Source organism: Streptomyces humi (genome assembly GCF_001005085.2).
Classification (GTDB): domain Bacteria; phylum Actinomycetota; class Actinomycetes; order Streptomycetales; family Streptomycetaceae; genus Streptomyces; species Streptomyces humi.
In genome coordinates, this window is sequence record NZ_LBMU02000022.1 from 67288 (window position 1) to 83132 (window position 15845).

The 15845-nt window shown below is 72.7% G+C and carries 13 protein-coding genes; 6 read left to right on the forward strand and 7 right to left on the reverse strand.

Annotated elements, in window-relative coordinates; genetic code table 11:
- Positions 1-21: 21 nt before the first annotated feature.
- A complete protein-coding gene (abc-f, locus tag AAW13_RS08910) occupies positions 22-1656 on the reverse strand; it encodes a ribosomal protection-like ABC-F family protein (RefSeq protein ID WP_046730248.1) in 1635 nt (544 codons plus the stop codon).
- Positions 1657-2103: 447 nt separating this feature from the next.
- Here abc-f and AAW13_RS08920 point away from each other — a divergent pair, with 447 nt between their 5' ends.
- The 5 genes from AAW13_RS08920 (at position 2104) to AAW13_RS08945 (ending at position 8549) form a co-directional block, all read left to right on the forward strand.
- Positions 2104-2826 carry a molybdopterin-dependent oxidoreductase gene (locus AAW13_RS08920; RefSeq protein ID WP_206306178.1) on the forward strand — a complete coding sequence of 241 codons (723 nt, stop codon included), beginning with the start codon at positions 2104-2106 and terminating at the stop codon, positions 2824-2826.
- Positions 2774-3475 (forward strand): cytochrome b/b6 domain-containing protein, encoded by a 702-nt coding sequence (locus tag AAW13_RS08925; RefSeq protein WP_079178761.1) that lies wholly within the window; start codon positions 2774-2776, stop codon positions 3473-3475. Before AAW13_RS08920 ends, AAW13_RS08925 begins: the two co-directional genes overlap by 53 nt.
- 1 nt (position 3476) lies before the next feature.
- A complete protein-coding gene (locus AAW13_RS46625; protein ID WP_240528573.1) occupies positions 3477-6080 on the forward strand; it encodes a SpoIIE family protein phosphatase in 2604 nt (867 codons plus the stop codon).
- 226 nt (positions 6081-6306) lie between these two features.
- Positions 6307-7920, forward strand: coding sequence for a tannase/feruloyl esterase family alpha/beta hydrolase (locus tag AAW13_RS08940; RefSeq protein ID WP_046730249.1), 1614 nt, complete (start codon positions 6307-6309; stop codon positions 7918-7920).
- Positions 7921-7964: 44 nt separating this feature from the next.
- On the forward strand, positions 7965-8549 hold the full coding sequence (locus tag AAW13_RS08945) for a DUF308 domain-containing protein (protein WP_046730250.1): 585 nt from the start codon (positions 7965-7967) through the stop codon (positions 8547-8549).
- A 121-nt stretch (positions 8550-8670) separates the two neighbouring features.
- Here AAW13_RS08945 and AAW13_RS46630 read toward each other — a convergent pair whose 3' ends face one another.
- From AAW13_RS46630 to AAW13_RS08965, 5 genes are all read right to left on the reverse strand, one after another.
- The gene (locus AAW13_RS46630) at positions 8671-8880 is read right to left on the reverse strand and encodes a cytochrome P450 (RefSeq protein ID WP_240528574.1); all 210 of its coding nucleotides are present in this window, start codon (positions 8878-8880) and stop codon (positions 8671-8673) included.
- Between the two features lie 279 nt (positions 8881-9159).
- Positions 9160-9297 carry a hypothetical protein gene (locus tag AAW13_RS46635; RefSeq protein ID WP_240528575.1) on the reverse strand — a complete coding sequence of 46 codons (138 nt, stop codon included), beginning with the start codon at positions 9295-9297 and terminating at the stop codon, positions 9160-9162.
- Positions 9298-9445: 148 nt separating this feature from the next.
- Positions 9446-10330 carry a Bax inhibitor-1/YccA family protein gene (locus AAW13_RS08955; protein WP_046730251.1) on the reverse strand — a complete coding sequence of 295 codons (885 nt, stop codon included), beginning with the start codon at positions 10328-10330 and terminating at the stop codon, positions 9446-9448.
- Positions 10331-10514: 184 nt separating this feature from the next.
- Positions 10515-10982 carry an SsgA family sporulation/cell division regulator gene (locus AAW13_RS08960; protein WP_046730252.1) on the reverse strand — a complete coding sequence of 156 codons (468 nt, stop codon included), beginning with the start codon at positions 10980-10982 and terminating at the stop codon, positions 10515-10517.
- 444 nt (positions 10983-11426) lie between these two features.
- Positions 11427-13124, reverse strand: coding sequence for an amidohydrolase (locus AAW13_RS08965; protein WP_046730253.1), 1698 nt, complete (start codon positions 13122-13124; stop codon positions 11427-11429).
- Positions 13125-13440: 316 nt separating this feature from the next.
- Here AAW13_RS08965 and AAW13_RS08970 point away from each other — a divergent pair, with 316 nt between their 5' ends.
- A complete protein-coding gene (locus AAW13_RS08970; RefSeq protein WP_046730254.1) occupies positions 13441-14853 on the forward strand; it encodes a DUF6461 domain-containing protein in 1413 nt (470 codons plus the stop codon).
- A 144-nt stretch (positions 14854-14997) separates the two neighbouring features.
- Here the strand turns inward: AAW13_RS08970 and AAW13_RS08975 are convergent, their stop codons facing one another.
- Entirely contained in the window at positions 14998-15810 is an 813-nt protein-coding gene (locus AAW13_RS08975) for a type VII secretion system-associated protein (RefSeq protein WP_240528576.1), read from the reverse strand.
- Positions 15811-15845: the final 35 nt, after the last annotated feature.

A 15845-nucleotide genomic window follows, 5' to 3' on the forward strand; every position in this document is an offset into this window, starting at 1 on the left:
GCCACGTCACACGCCGGCGGCTCACACCGCGGGAGCCCCCGTCTCCGTGAGCGCCCCGTCGGCCAGCCGCAGCCAGCGGTTCACGCCGATCTCCGCGAGGAACCGCTCGTCGTGGCTGACCACCAGGAAGGCGCCCTGGTAGGAGTCGAGCGCGCTCTCCAGCTGGCCCGCGCTGACCAGGTCGAGGTTGTTGGTGGGCTCGTCGAGCAGCAGCAGGTGCGGGGCCGGTTCGGCGCACAGCACACACGCCAGGGTGGCGCGCAGCCGCTCCCCGCCGGAGAGCACCCCGACGGGCAGGTGTGCCCGCGCGCCCCGGAAGAGGAAGCGGGCGAGCAGGTTCATCCGCTCCGCCTCGGGCCGCTCGGGTGCGAACGCGGCGAAGTTCTGCGCGACCGTGCGGTCCAGGTCCAGCAGGTCCAGGCGCTGTGAGAGATAGGCGATCCGGCCGTCGCTGCGCCTGATCTCCCCTCCGTCCGGGGCGAGTTCGCCGGTGATCAGCCGCATCAGGGTGGTCTTGCCCGCACCGTTGGGGCCGGTGAGCGCGATCCGTTCGGGGCCGCGGACGGTCAGGTCCGCCCCGCCCGCCGCGAACACGTCCCGTCCCCCGAGGCGGACCTGCATGCCCTCGCCGAGGAAGAGGTTGCGCCCGGCCGGCACCTGGGTGTCGGGCAGCTCCAGGGTGAGGCGCTGCTCGTCGCGCAGCGCGCGCCCGGCCTCGTCGAGGCGGGCCTTGGCGTCGCTGACGCGGGAGGCGTGTATGGTGCCCGACCTGCCCGCGGCCTCCTGCGCGCCGCGCTTCATGTTGCCGGCGAAGATCTTGGGCAGTCCGGCGTTCTTGAGGTTCCTGGCGGCGTTGCTCGCACGGCGCTCGGCGCGTTCCCGGGCCTGCTGCATCTCCCGCTTCTCGCGCTTGAGTTCCGCCTCGGCGTTGCGGACGTTCTTCTCGGCGACCTCCTGCTCGGCGCGTACCGCCTCCTCGTACTCGGTGAAGTTGCCGCCGTACAGGCGCAGTTCGTCGCTGCCGAGTTCGGCGACGCGTTCCATGCGGTCGAGCAGCGCGCGGTCGTGGCTGACCAGCAGCAGGCAGCCGGAGAAGTCGGACAGCACGTCGTAGAGCCTGTGCCGGGCCCCGAGGTCGAGGTTGTTGGTGGGCTCGTCGAGCAGCAGGACGTCGGGACGCCTCAGCAGCTGGGCGGCGAGCCCCAGGGAGACGACCTGGCCGCCGCTGAGCGTGCTCAGACTGCGGTCCAGGGTGAGGTCGGCGAGACCGAGCCGGTCGAACTGGGCGCGGGTGCGCTCCTCGATGTCCCAGTCGTCACCGATGGTGGTGAAGTGCTCCTCGCCGACGTCGCCGGATTCCACGGCGTCGATGGCGCGGATCACCGCGTCGACTCCGAGCACCTCGGCGACCGTGAGGTTCCCGGTCAGCGGGAGGCTCTGCGGGAGGTAGCCGAGGGTGCCGCCGACCGACACCGAGCCGGTGGCGGGCCGGAGTTCGCCGGCGATCAGCTTGAGCAGCGTGCTCTTGCCCGAGCCGTTGGGGGCGACCAGGCCGGTGCGGCCGGGGGACACGGTGAACGACAGGTCGTGGAAGACGGGAGTGTCGTCGGGCCAGGCGAAGGACAGGTTGGAGCAGACGACGGAAGCGTCGGACATGGCGATGACCTCGGACGGTGTGAGGGCAGGGAAGAGACCTCTGCCCAGGGCAGACGTGGGAAAAGGGGTACGACGAGACGGGCCACGTCAGCGGCGCTTCTGGGCGCCTGCCGGTGGCCGTCAGAACCGGGTCTCACCCGGAGATGTCGTCTTCACCCGCCACGTCTGTCACTCCTCGATACACGGTCAACGTCTCCCCAAGGGTAGCAGCCGACGTCCGACGGGCGTTCCGGCCGGAACTCGTACGTGTGTGCTCTGCCGCATATGTGGGCGGGCGGCTCCTTTGCCACGTTGTTGACAGGCCGAGAGCGACGTGCCACGATCGTCACCAGTTTAACAGGTGACGATGTCGTGCTCGGACGCGTACACGAGGGCTCGGCAGTGTTCACACGTGTGGGCACACCCGGCAGCGCCGGATCGTCGCCGCCTCGAAGGAGCACACTGGGCATGACGGAAAAGCCGAAGCGGGGGTCCGAGGGCCCGCCGGTGGGCCGGCGGGCGATGCTGGGCATGCTCGGAGCGGGTGCGGCGGGGCTCGCCGCGGCGCCCTGGCTACAGCGCGGCTGGGAGGACTTCCTCGCCGCGGCCTCCCAGGTCGACGCCACGGGCCTCACCGGGCTGCTGCCCGATCCGGGCGGCTTCCGGTACTACAGCGTCGTGGGCTCGGTGCCGCGCAAGGACGAGACGAACTACGCGCTGCGGGTCACCGGACTGGTGGAACGGGCCAGGAGCTACACCCTCGACCAGCTGCGCGCGATGCCGCAGACCCGGGTGGTGCACGACGTCGTGTGCACCGACGGCTGGCGGGTGGAGAAGACACCTTTCGACGGGGTGCGGCTGGCGGACATCCTCGACGACGCCGGGGTGCGCTCGCCGGGCGCGGCGGTCCGCTTCACCTGCTTCGACGGCGCCTACAGCGAGAGCCTCACCCTGGAACAGGCCCGCCGCTCGGACGTCCTGGTGGCGCTGAACATGCAGGACAAACCCATCAGCCACGAGCACGGCGGCCCGGTCCGCCTCTACGTGGCCCCCATGTACTTCTACAAGTCGGCCAAGTGGCTGTCCGGTATCTCGGTCACCGACAAGGTCGTCCCCGGCTACTGGGAGGAGCGCGGTTATGCGGTCGACGGCTGGCTCGACGACGCCGACCGGCACGGTGACGCGGCCTGAGGCGGCCGGGCGGGTCCGCCGCTTCACCACCGCCGAACGATGGGTCCACCGCACCACCGGGCTGCTGATGCTGGTGTGCCTGGTCACTGCCGGCTGCCTGTACCTCGGGCCGCTCGCCCAGCTCGTCGGACGGCGGCACCTGATGGTCACACTCCATGAGTGGTCGGGGATCCTCCTGCCGCTGCCCGTCCTGCTGGGGCTCCTGTCGCCCGCGTTCCGCGCGGACCTGCGCAGACTCAACCGCTTCGCGGTGTACGACCGGCAGTGGCTGCGCGCCGTCCGCAGGCGCCGCCACGGGCCCGGGGCACGGCCGGCCGGCAAGTTCAACGCCGGCCAGAAGCTCTACGCGGGCTGGATCGCCGGTGCCGTGCTGGTCATGATGTGCACCGGCCTGCTGATGTGGTTCATGGGGCTGCTGCCCTTCGTCTCCCGCACCAGCGCCATCTTCGTCCACGACATCCTGGCCTGGGCGATCACCTTCGTCGTCCTGGGCCACCTGCGCAAGGCCCTCGAGGACCCGGAGGCCAGGCTCGGCATGCGCACCGGACACGTCAGCCGGTCCTGGGCGGAGCGGCACCACTCGCGGTGGCTGGGCGAGGAACGCGCGGGTACCGTGTCCGAGAAAGCCGAGAAAGCCGACAAGGTGTGACATGTCCCTTGAACGGGGGCGGGTCCTGCCGGAAGGGCTCATGGACGACCGCAGCGCGCCGGACGCGGTGGCACCGGGGGCGTACGGCCGGGTACAGGCGTCCGCCGGGGAGCCCGGCGGCGAGCTGACCGCTGTCCTGTACCGGGCCGTGCACCAGACCGCCCACCGCCTGCACGCGGTGGCGGCGGCCGTGTACCTGCTGACTCCCGACGGCGGCGAACTGCGTGCCGCCATGATCGGGGGCAGCCCGCCGTCCGTCCTCACCCTGCCCGGCCGGATGACCCTGGACTCCCCGTACGCCTCGGCGCGTGCCCTGGCCTTCGGAGGTCCGGCGCTGCTGGCGGACCCCGACCCCCTCGCCGACCCGCGGCACGACGCCCTCGCCTATCCCTACACCGTCGCCTCGGTGCCGCTGGAGCGGGAGGACCGCCGTTTCGGCTCCCTCACCGTGCTGCGCACCGAGAACGGCGACGGATACGACGAGGCGGACCGCCGACGGCTCACCCGGATCGCGGAGCGGCTCGTCGCCCTGCTGTGCGGCCTCCAGGACCGCGGTGTGGCGGTCGTGCCCGGCACCCTGCCCGTGCTGGTCCCGGTCCTCGGCACCGAACCGCACGCCGTACCCGCCGCCCAGGCGGTCCGGGGTGTGCCGGGGGTGCCGGGCTCCTCGGGGATGACCCTGCTGTACGCGCTCCAGCGGCTGACCGAGATGCTCAACCGGGCGACCACCTGGGAGCACGTCGTCGGCGCCGCCGAGTTCTGCCTCATGGCACCGCTGGGCGCGCGGGCGCTGGCGCTGGCCTCCGCGGCCGAGGGCAGACTGTGGGTCCTGGGCCACAGCGGGGACTCCGCCGCCCTCGTACGGGAACTGCACGGCACCGCCCTGCACTCCGGCGCGCCCGCCGCCCGCGCGCTGCGGGAAAGGGCGCTGTTCGACTCCGGCGCGCCGGCTCCCTTCGACTCCGGCGCGCCGGCTCCCTTCGGCGGGGCGCCGGCTCCCTTCGGCGGGGCGCCCGCTTCCTTCGGCGGGGCGCCGGCTCCCTTCGGCGGGGCGCCGGCTCCCTTCGGCGGGGCGCCCGCTTCCTTCGGCGGGGCGCCGGCTCCCTTCGGCGGGGCGCCGGACCCGAGCGGTCCCGGTGCGTCGGTTCTCCCTGACCCTGGCTCATCGGGCTCATTGGGCTCATTGGGCTCATCGGGGTCATCGGGCGCGCCGGGTCCGGCCGACGCCGATGCCGGTCCGCGCGATGCCCCTGCACGGGACGCCGGTCCGGGCGGCGACGCGGCGCCCGCCGCCGCGTACCTTCCCCTGGTCGGCAGCCGGCACGTCGAGGACCTGCCGATGGCCGAGGCCGCGCCCGTCGTGGGCGTGTGCTGTCTGTCGTTCGACGGGCCTCGGGTGTTCCCGCCCGAGGAACGGGCCGTCCTGACCATGATGGCCGGCCGCCTCGGCTCGGCCGTTCAGCGCATCGAGCTGAGCACCGGTCGCCGGGCACTCGTCGAGGGCATGCAGCGACGGCTGCTGCCCGCCGCCCTCGCGGACACACCCCGCCTGACCACCACCGCCCGCTACCGGCCCGCCCCGACCGCGGGCGAGACCGGCGGCGACTGGTACGACGTGATCACCATGCCGGACGACCGGGTGGTCCTGGTCCTCGGGGACGTCGAGGGGCACACCCTGGAGAGCGCCGCCGTCATGGGCCAGCTGCGGACGGCGGTGGCCGCGTACGCCACCGAGGGGCACGGGCCGGCCGCGGTGCTGGAGCGCACCGGCCGTCTGCTGCCCCGGCTCGGCACCGAACTCCTCGCCACCTGCTGCGTGATGGCGGTCGACACCGGGACCGGAGCCGCCGAGGTCGCGCTGGCCGGCCATCCGGCACCGCTCGCCCGGCTTCCCGACGGCACCGTCCGCCGCCTCTCGGCACCGGCCAACGTGCCGCTCGGGGTGCGGGTGCGCGAGCCCTACGGCGCCCGGGAGCACACCCTCCCGCCCGGGTCGGTGCTCGTGCTCTACTCCGACGGACTGCACGTACGGGACCGCGACGACGTCCGGGAACGGCTGGACGCCGTCGGCGCGCCCGCGGACACCGGCCTGGAACACCTGGCGGACCGGCTGCTCCAGGACGCACCCGCCAGTCGAGACGACGCCGCGCTGCTGCTGGCCCGGTACGAGGGGACGGACAGCGGCCGGTCCCCGCGAGTGGCCGGCATGCACCTGCACCGGCGTGATCTGCGGGCGGTCCGGGAGGCCCGCGGCTTCGTGCGCGAGCGCCTGGACGACTGGGGTCTGGCGGACCTGTCGGACGACCTCACGCTCATCACGTCGGAGCTCGTGACGAACGCGCTCGTCCATGCGGGCAGCGATGTGGACGTGCGGCTGCGGGTGACCGGTGACCGGCTCCGGCTGGAGGTGCGCGACGCGGACACCGACCCGCCGGTGCCGGCCGCCTACTCGCTCACCGAGGAGGGCAGCGCGCGGGCCGAGCACGGGCGCGGCCTGTACCTGGTCGACGCGCTGGCGCACACCTGGAACACCTCGCCGAGCGGCCGGGGCAAGACCGTGTGGCTGGAGATGGACATTCCCGGTGCGGACGGCGGCGGCGCCTGACGCGGGTGGAAGGTGTGCCGACCGTCAACTGACTGATGTGGCGGGGCCCGGCGCGCGGCCAGGCTGGAACCGGCTTAGAGGGTGCCCGGCCGACCCGCACACCTGAGTTCGACACACCCTCTTTCGTCACCGCCTTAACCGGTGATAAAGTCTGACCCGGTTGAGATGTGCCATGCACATGTGTTGCCGCAGCCAGGCGCACACCTACTTCTCCGATGGGAAAGCAATGAAGAAAGTCCTCACTGTTCTCGCGGCCGGCGTGCCGCTGGCTGCGGCGGTGTACCTGCCGACCGCCTCGGCGGAGCCCCTGACCTCCGTCGCCGCGCCGCCGGCCTGCGCGGCGCCGTCGGTGAAGGCCCCGTCCGGCACCAAGGTGGAGTCCGTGACGGCGGTCCGCCAGGACGGCGGCACCATCCACGGCACCGGCCTGCTCGGGGGCGACGTCTCCGGCGTCCCGGCCTTCTGCCAGGTGACGGTCACCCTCACGCACCCGGGCGACGACGACCACGCCAAGGTGCAGACCTGGCTCCCCCTGACCCAGTGGAACGGCCGCTTCCAGGCGATCGGCGGCAGCGCCTACAGCGCCGGTGACAACGGCGTCGGACTGGGCACCGCGGTCAAGAGCGGCTACGCGGCGACCACCACGGACGCGGGCATCGGTGACGTCCTCGACACCAGCTGGGTGCTGAACGGCAGGAACCAGGTCGACACCGCCCTGCTGAAGAACTTCGCCTCCCGCTCCCAGCACGAGGCCGCGCTCGTCGGCAAGGAGGTCGTGAACGGGGTCTACGGCCGGCGCGCCGCCTTCTCCTACTTCACCGGCTGCTCCACCGGGGGACGCGAGGGCTACATGGAGGCCCAGCGCTACCCCGACGACTACGACGGCATCCTCGCGAACGCGCCCGCCGTCAACTGGGACGAGTTCGAGGTCGCCACCCTGTGGCCGCAGGTGGTCATGAACAACGAGAAGACCTACCCGACGGCCTGCGAGTTCAAGGCGTTCACCGACGCCGCCGTCAAGGGCTGCGACAAGCTCGACGGCGTCCGGGACGGCCTGGTCAACGACGCGTCCCGGTGCGACTTCGACCCCCGCAGCCTGATCGGCACCAAGGTCGTGTGCGACGGCAAGGAGCTGACCGTCACGGCGGCCGACGCGAACGTGGTCCGCAAGATCTGGGACGGCCCGCGCACCGCCTCGGGCAAGAAGCTGTGGGCCGGTGTCCCGGTCGGCGCCGACCTGAGCGGTCTGGCCGGCAGCACCACGGACACCGACGGCACCGTCAAGGGCGCGCCCTTCCCGGTGCCGGCGCTCTGGGTGCAGCTCTTCCTGGAGAAGGACCCGTCCTTCGACGTCTCGAAGATCACCTACGGCGACTTCACCAAGCTCTTCAAGCAGTCCGAGGCCGAGTACGACAAGGTCATCGGCACCGACGACCCGGACCTGTCCGCCTTCCGCTCGTCCGGCGGCAAGCTGATCTCCTGGCAGGGCGACGCCGACCAGTACATTCCGGCCGCCGGCACCGTGCGGTACCGCGATCAGGTGGTACGCGAGATCGGCAGCGCCAAGAAGACCGACGACTTCTACCGTCTGTTCATCGCCCCGAACACCGCCCACTGCGGCCTCAACGGCACCGACGGCTCGGCCGACGGCCTGGCCGCGCTGACCTCCTGGGTCGAGCACGGCAAGGCGCCCAGGACGCTGCCCGCCACCCTCGTCAACGCCGACGGCCGGCAGGTCGCGCACGACCTGTGCAGCTACCCCGCGGTGTCCCGCTACCAGGGCCACGGAGACCCGGCCCTCGCGTCCAGCTTCCGGTGCGTCTCCCCGTCCCGGCACTGACGGGGCCGGCGACCACCTCCTGACCTGAGAAAGGCCGAACCACCATGAGCACGCAGACAGCCACGCCGGCGAACGCGGCGGGCGAACGCTCCTCCCTGCTGAGGCTTTACCTGACCCGCGGTGTCCTGGCGGTGGTGTGGGCCCTGGTGTTCGCCAGGGCGCACGAGGACGTCGACGCCGTGGCGATCACCCTGCTGGTCGTCTACCCGCTGATCGACGCGGTGTCCTCGCTGATCGACCACCGTGCGACGCCCGCCGGTTCCGAGCGCCGCGTCATCGCCTTCAACGGGGTGCTCAGCACGCTGGCGGCCATCGCGCTCGGCGTCGCAGGCGCCGGTGGTGTGGCACCGGTGCTCCATGTCTTCGGCGCCTGGGCCCTCGTCTCCGGTGCCGCCCAGGTGGTCGTCGGGATACGGCGGCGCGGTCCCGAACTCGGCAAGCAGTGGCCGACCCTGATCTCGGGCGGCCTGTCCTTCCTGGTCGGCATCACCTACAACATCCAGGCCGCGGGCGACAACCCCTCGCTCGACGTGCTCTCGGTGTACGCCACGGGCGGCGGGGTGTGGTTCGTCCTCCAGGCCCTGCTGCTGGGCTGGAAGTCCCGCCAGCTGCGCACCCGGGCCGTCTGACGAACGTACCTGTCCGGATTCCGTCCCGGTCCGCGCCTGCCACGGCGCGGGCCGGGACGTTTCCGTGCGCGGGCCGGGACGTTCTCCGATGAGAGCGCGGACGCTCCCGTACGGGGCCGCGTCAGCCGGCGCGGTGGCGCACCGGCAGGGACAGCACACCGCGGATGATGCCGGAGCCGATCCACTCCAACGACTCCACCGGTGCCTGGAGCGCCTGGCCGGACCAGTGTCGGAAATCCCGGTGGTACTCCTCGGGGATGCCGAGGAGTTCGGCGATGACGGTGGCCGGCGGCGGGGCGTTGAAGGCCTGGACGAGGTCCGTCTCGCCCACCCCGGGGGAGTGCGTCGATCAGGCCGCGGGCGATCTGCTCGACGCGCGGCGCGAGTTCGGCGGTGCGGCGCGGGGTGAAGGCGGCCGCGGCCAGCCGGCGCAGCCGGGTGTGCTCGGGCGGGTCGGCCTCCATCATCTGCGCGCCGAGTCCCACCGACGGCCTGTGCAGGACGTGACCGGCGGCGGCCAGTGCCTCGGCCGCGGGCGTGGCGTCCTTGAGCAGGGCGGGGTGGACCAGCGCCTCCCGGGCCAGGTCGTGGCCGAGCACCACCCGTCCCGTCAGGCCCAGGTGGAACTCGGCCGGGTGGATCGGGCCGTGCTCGCGCAGCCGGGCGTACCGGGCGGGGCGTCGGCCTTGAAGGCGGGACCGATGACGACCCGGCCGTCCCGGTACGGGCACTCCTCGTGGAGGCTCATGGCACGTGTCTCCCGTTCTCGCCGCCGGGCCGTGGTCACCAGAACGAGCGGGGTGCCGGGGAAGTTCAGGGAGCGGACCCGCGCACGAGGGCGCCGGAGGGGCACGCGCGCCGCGCGTGCCCCTCCGGCGCCGGGGAACTCGGGGGAGTCAGTTGTCGCTGTTGAAGAGGGTCAGCACGCGCAGCACCTCCAGGTAGATCCACACCAGCGTGGTGACGAGACCGAAGGCCGCCAGCCAGGCCTCCTCGCGCGGGGCGCCGTAGGCGACGGCGTCCTCGACCTGCTTGAAGTCCAGGGCGAGGAATCCGGCGCCGAGCACGATGCCGACGATCCCGAAGAGGATGCCGAGCCCGCCGCTGTGGAAGCCGAGGCCGCCTCCCGCGCCGAAGGCGGAGAAGAGGAGGTCGGCGGCGAGCAGCAGCAGGAAGCCGGTCGCGGCGGAGGCCACGAACCCCGCGAACCGCCGGTCGACACGTATCCAACGCATCCGGTAGGCGAGGAGTACGGCGGCGAAGACCGCGAAGGTGCCGAGCACCGCCTGGACTACGACACCGGGGGAGAGGTACGTCGAGACCGTGCTGGAAAGCACCCCGAGGAACACACCCTCGAAGGCCGCGTAGCCGAGGATCAGCGCCGGGGACGGTGTCTGCTTGAACGACTGGACCAGTGACAGGACGAAGGCGACGAGGGCGGCGCCCACGGCGAGACCGTAGGAGCGGCCGAGGTTCGCCTCGTCGACGGGCAGCAGCAGCCAGGAGAGCACGGCCGTCAGGGCCACGGTGCCGAGCGTCGTCCCGGTGCGGACGAGGACGTCGTCCATCGTGAGGGCGTCCCGGGTGCTCGCCGCCGAGGCGCCGGCGCCGGGAGCGTAAGGGTTGTCCTGGTAGCCGTGGTTGTCCTGGTGGCCGTGGCCGCTCTGGTGGCCGTCCACGGGGCGGCCGCCGACCGTGACGCCCATCGGCTGGGGCGTCCGGGCCGGCTCCGGGGCGCGGTCGGCGCCCCAGCGGGAAAAGATCGGGTTGCTGGTCCTCACGTTCTTCCTCCTCGTCCGCCGCACACGCGCGGCCTGCGGCAAAGCGTTGTCATCGAGGGTGCCCGGGGCGGCATACGTGTGGCGGTGGCCACGCACCGGGCCGACGACGGCAACCCTGTTTCGTCACCACTCTGACAGGTGACGATTGGAAGAGCAAGTCATCCGCCGGCGGGGCCGGCGAGGCTCATTCGGAGGCCGCCGCCGGGCCGCCGAGCAGCTCCATCAGGAAGCCGTCCCAGTTCAGGCCGTCCATCTCCGCCTCGGCCGAGACGATCCGGTAGGTCGCGTCGAGCCACTCCGCGAGCTCGTCGGTCGGCACCTCGAACAACGCCTCCACCTCCTCCGATTCGAGGAGCAGCCAGGAAGCGGGCCGCCCTCCGGGCAGCGTCGGCCACATGCGTACGTCACCGGTTCCGCTCATCGCCGTGACGCCCCGCCGGAGGAGTTCGCGGCCGAGGAGCCAGACCAGGCCGGGCCCGCGTTCCGCCAGGAACTCGACCGTGATCACGGCGGGCATGTCCGGGTCGAAGCGGAACCTCGCCCGTATCGGCAGCCTGGTGAACTCGTCGAGCATCTGGTCCAGGTCCAGGAACAGCGAGGGCACGAGCTCGGGCGTCGAACGCGCCCGCAGGGGTGGCTGATCACGGTGCATCACGGGAGTTCCCCTCCGTGGGACGAAGTCTGTGTCCACCACTCTCCGCGGGGGGTGCGACCGGCACATCGGTCAGTTGACGGTCAAGGCGGAGAGGAGATCGGAGCAGTTGGCAGCCCCGGCACGCGGAAGCACCGCGTCCGCGGAAGGCGCGCCCGGGTGCGAGGGTGTTTGGCACGTGTCCGGCGGACCGCAGGGCCCATGAGGTAAGTCAAATGTCTGAAGTGCCCGAGCGGACGCGGTGCCGGTGCCGGTGCCGGTGCCGGGGCCGGGCGGTGCCGGGCGGTGCCGGGCGGTGCCGGGGCGCACGCTCGGCCCCGCACCGCGCCCGGTGTTCGTGAGCAGCGACGCGGTCTCGCCGCACGGGCAAGGCACATGGCGAACCCCCGCCCGGGGCCGGAGGGAGAAGTGACCGCGGACGGGGGTTGTCGGGACGCTCCGGTGTCAGGTCACCGGCGCCAGGTTGGGGCCCGTCGTTCCGAGCTGTTCCGTGGAGACCACCGGCGGCACCGGCCAGGTCACCCCCTTCGGCGGCCAGCTCTGCCCGGTCGCCTTCAGGAACGCGGCCGGCGGCTCGTACAGCGGCGGCTGGTTGCCGTCCGGGATCATCGAGGCCCATCCGACGCCGTCGGTACGGTCCTTGTACTCCTGCTTCATCGCGTCCAGCAGGTCCGGCTGCTCGATCAGGTCGACCGCGGCCGCCGCCAGGTAGCGGGCGGCGGAGAGGAGGGCTTGGTGGCCGATGCCGGTGGCCGCCGTCGCCGTGACACCCCAGTTGTGGTTGGGGATGCCGGGCGGGTAGGCCGCGGACAGCAGCACAGCGGTGGGCGCCTGCCAGCTGATGTCGGCGGTGTCGGTGGCCAGGCCGCCGGTGTAGGCGGCGGCCGGGGGAGCGAGCGGGGTCAGCTCGGTCGGCATCCCCACCTCGGGCTTGCCCAGCGACTTCTGCACGGCCTTCGCCAGTGCGTGGTCGGCGTCGGTGAACTCCGGGGCACCGATCTGCCGCATGTTGTCGTTGAGCAGTTCCGCGCCGGCCCTGTTCGCGAGGAGGTTCCAGGTCGCGGAGTGGAACTTGTGCACGAGGCGGGTCTGGCTGGCCTGCGCGGCGGCCTTGCCGCACTCCACGATCTTGTCGTACAGCACCTGGGCGCGGGCCGGACTGCCCTCGCGGACGAAGAACCAGATGGAGCACATGTCCGGGGTCACGTTGGGCGCGCCGCCGCCGTTGATGATCGCGTAGTGGAAGCGGCCCGACGGGGCGACGTTCTTCTCCCGCAGGTACTCCGACATCGTCGCCATCAGCAGTGCGCCGTCCAGGCCGCTCTTGTTGCCGAGCGGGGTGCCGCCGTGCCCGGAAGCGCCGAGGAAGGTGAAGGTGGCCGAGATCAGGGCGCTCGTGGTGTTCCAGAACGGCACCGTGATGTTGAACGGGTGCCAGTCCAGGAACGCGTCGAGGCCGTCGTAGACGCCTTCCTTGACCGCGTACGCCTTGCCGACGAGCTGCTCCTCGCCGGCGCTGCCGAACAGCCTGACCCGGGCCTTGAGGCCGCCCGCGCGGATCGCCTGGGCGACGGCGATCGCGGCGGCGGTGCCGCCCGCGCCCAGGGCGTTGTGGGCGTCGCCGTGGCCGGCCCCGTAAGTGGGGCCGTACGCGTCGTAGTTGTAGACGAGAGGGTCGTGGCTGCCCACACCCTTCTTCTGGGACAGCCCGGGCAGGGCGTCGTACTCGGCGTTGAAACCGAGGACGGGGCCCTCGGTGCCGTACGTGGCGACGAACGCCGTCGGGAACCCCGCCGCGCCCCACTCGACCGTGAAGCCGTTGTCCTTCAGCAGTTCGGCGTGGGCCAGGGAGGACTTCCACTCGCGCAGCGACAGCTCCGCGTGCTGCCACACCTGGTCGCTCAGCCTGGTGACCGCCTTCTCGTTGGCCGATATCCAGTCCAGCGCGGTCCGCTTGGCGGCGGTGTTCCGCGCCAGCCCCTCGGGGGCCCGGTACGAGGCGGGGGAGACGCCGGTCTTCTCGTCGTACCCGAGCGTCGCCGCGAGTACCGGGTCGGCCTGGAGGATGGCCGCGGTGGTCGCGGTGGCGCCGAGGCCGAACATCTTCAGCAGGCGCCTGCGGCCGGGTTGGAAGTCGTTCACGTCAGTCTCTCGTCCTCGGAGTGTGAGGGCAGAGCCGGCCGGCCGGCTCCGTGACATGTGTTCGCGGCATGCCGCCGAGGATCATATGTGTCTACTCGGAGACCGCGACACCGAAACAGGTGTGACCGGTTGGGAGTTCCGGAGCCGAAGCGGGTGTGAACCATCGGGGTCCCGGAACCGTCCTCAGATACGGGACGCTCGTCGCGCGGCCGAGGCGCGGCGGTTCCCGGCGGCCGTTCCGTCTCCCCCGGCGGAACGGCCGTCTCCCCACCGTCACGCGGCCGCGCCGACGGATGTCCACTGGCTGGAGGCCCTGATGAGCACCACCGACACGACCGTGCTGAGGGCGGGGGAGTCCTTGCACCTCCGGTCCCTGGTCTCGCCGAGCGGCGGCTACGCCCTCGAACACCGCCAGGACGGCACGGCCGTCCTGCGGGACCGCGCCGAGGGCCGGGACCTGTGGCACGTGGGCACGCCCGGCACGGCACCCGGGCAACTCGTCCTGCACCCCGAGGGGCGGCTGGTCCTGGAGGCCTGGCCGGCGATCCCCGTCTGGGCGTCGGGCGACATCGACCGCAGGGCGGTCGCCGCCTCCGTCACCGACCAGGGGCGCCTTGTCCTCACCGACCCCGACGGGGGCCTGCGCTGGAGCCGGGATCCGCTGAGCGCGGCCGAACTGGCGGCCTACCGGCCGGCCGGCGGCGACCGGCTGCTGCCCGGACAGGTACTGAGCGAGCCGTTGTGCTCGCCGAACGGCCAGTACCGGCTCAGCCACGACCCGGCCGGCCGGACCGTCCTCACGGCTCCCGGCGAGCGCATGGACCGCCAGATCTGGTCGATACCCGTGCAGGCACCCGGCCGGCTCACCCTCGGCACCGACGGCATCCTGCGCACGGGCACCAACTCCATGGCTCTGCTGCGCTGGACCGGCCGCTACCGGCTGGACCCCACCGCGGTGCGGGTCTCCGCGGTGGTGGTGCGCGACCGGGGTGACGTCGTGCTGCTCGACGAGAACGGCGCCGAACTCCACGACAGCCGCACGGCCGCCGAGGAGGCCCGGCTGGCGGCCCTCCGGCGCGCCGAGGCCCGCCGGCAGGCCAAGGAGGCCGCCAAGCCCCGGCGCCCGGCCGGCACCGGGCCGTCCCGGGACTGGTTCGACCTGCTGGACCTGTCCGAGGGCCCCTGCACCCTGACCCTGGTGGAGCACGCCGACGAGCGGGAGGTCCTGCGGCGCCTCGGCGTGCCCGACGGGACGATCCGGTCCACGACCCCCCAGGACCTGCTGAAGGAGGTGTTCTCGGACGCCGACGGCGACATGTGGGGCGCGCTGGCGGTGCGGGTGGACCGGCACGTCGTGGTCGTCGAGCCCTGCGGCTCGGCGGGCGTGGAACGGGCGAAGGAGGTGTCCCGCGGTACCGACGCGATCGTGTACTACCTGGACTTCGACGGCTGGCAGTCCCTCGCCTGGTACCGGGACGGGCGACCGCTCGCCCGGTACGGGGAGGCGGACTCCGACCGGCTGGAACGCGGCAGGGCGGCGGTCAGGGGCACCGAGCGGGGCGTCTTCGTGCCCTTCATGGAACAGATCGGCGTGGGGGTCTACCGGGAGGACGAGGACGACGACTTCCTGCCGCCCGCCGTGGAGGTGGCCTGCCTGGCGGCGGGGATACGGCTGAGCGGCAGGGACTTCGAGGGAACTCACCCGGGTGCCGTGCTGGAAAGTCGGTGACGGCGGCGGGGACGGCGAGGGCGAGGGGGGCGACGGGGGCGACGAGGGGGGGCGACGAGGGGGGCGACGGTGTGAGGCCGTACGGCTGCGTACGGGGCCGGGGCCGGGGCCGGCAGCGTGGGCTGCCGGCCCCGGCCCGTTCCCTCAGTGGGCCACGGTGACGCCCGCGCCGACGTCGCCTTCCCGCTGCGGTCCGTCCGCGGCACCGGTACCCACCGGCTCCGACGGGGTGCCGCCGCCCGGTCCGCCCACCTCCGTGCTCTGGGTGGGCACCGGGGCGAACGGCGTTTCGGGCAACGGCTGTTGCGTGGCGCCGTGCCGGGCCGACACCCGCTCCACCGTCTCGCGCAGCGCATCCGTCCGTACCCGCATGGCGACCGGGCCCGCCGGGTTGAGATAGAACTCGTGGCCTTCCGGCAGCTCTTCCAGCAGGTCGCCGATCGGCGCGGTACGCGCGGCCAGCCGGCCGACGCCCTGCATCTGTTCCTCGGCCGTGTAGACGGGTACCACCTGGGCGCCGTCCTGGGAGAGGGCCACGACGAACGCGCCGTCCAGTGTGGTGAGGACGGCGACCTGCGCGGCCTCGACGAGGGCCTCGAGTACGGCCTCGACGGCACCGTGCCCGGTGGCCGCCCACTGCATCGCCTCGTCCACCGGGTCGGTGGGGGCGGGCCAGTCCAACGCCAGGGGGGACGGCCGGTAGCCCTCGTTGCCCCGCCGGTCGACGACCAGGCCCCTGGCGTCACTGCGCCACTCGGCGACGACCGCCCAGGGCGGTACCTCCTCCTCGTCCGTCCACGCGGGGTCGACCTCCACGAGCCACTGGTCCCGTGCGAACCGCGCGGCGCCGACGATCCCCGGCGGCGGAACGGGGACCGGGACATCCCCCTCCGGCACCGGAGGGACCGCACCGGAGGTCACCGACTCCTGCTGGGCCGGCGGGTGTTGCTCGGACAAGACGTTCTCCTTCGACCGCTGTGACACGGAAATGA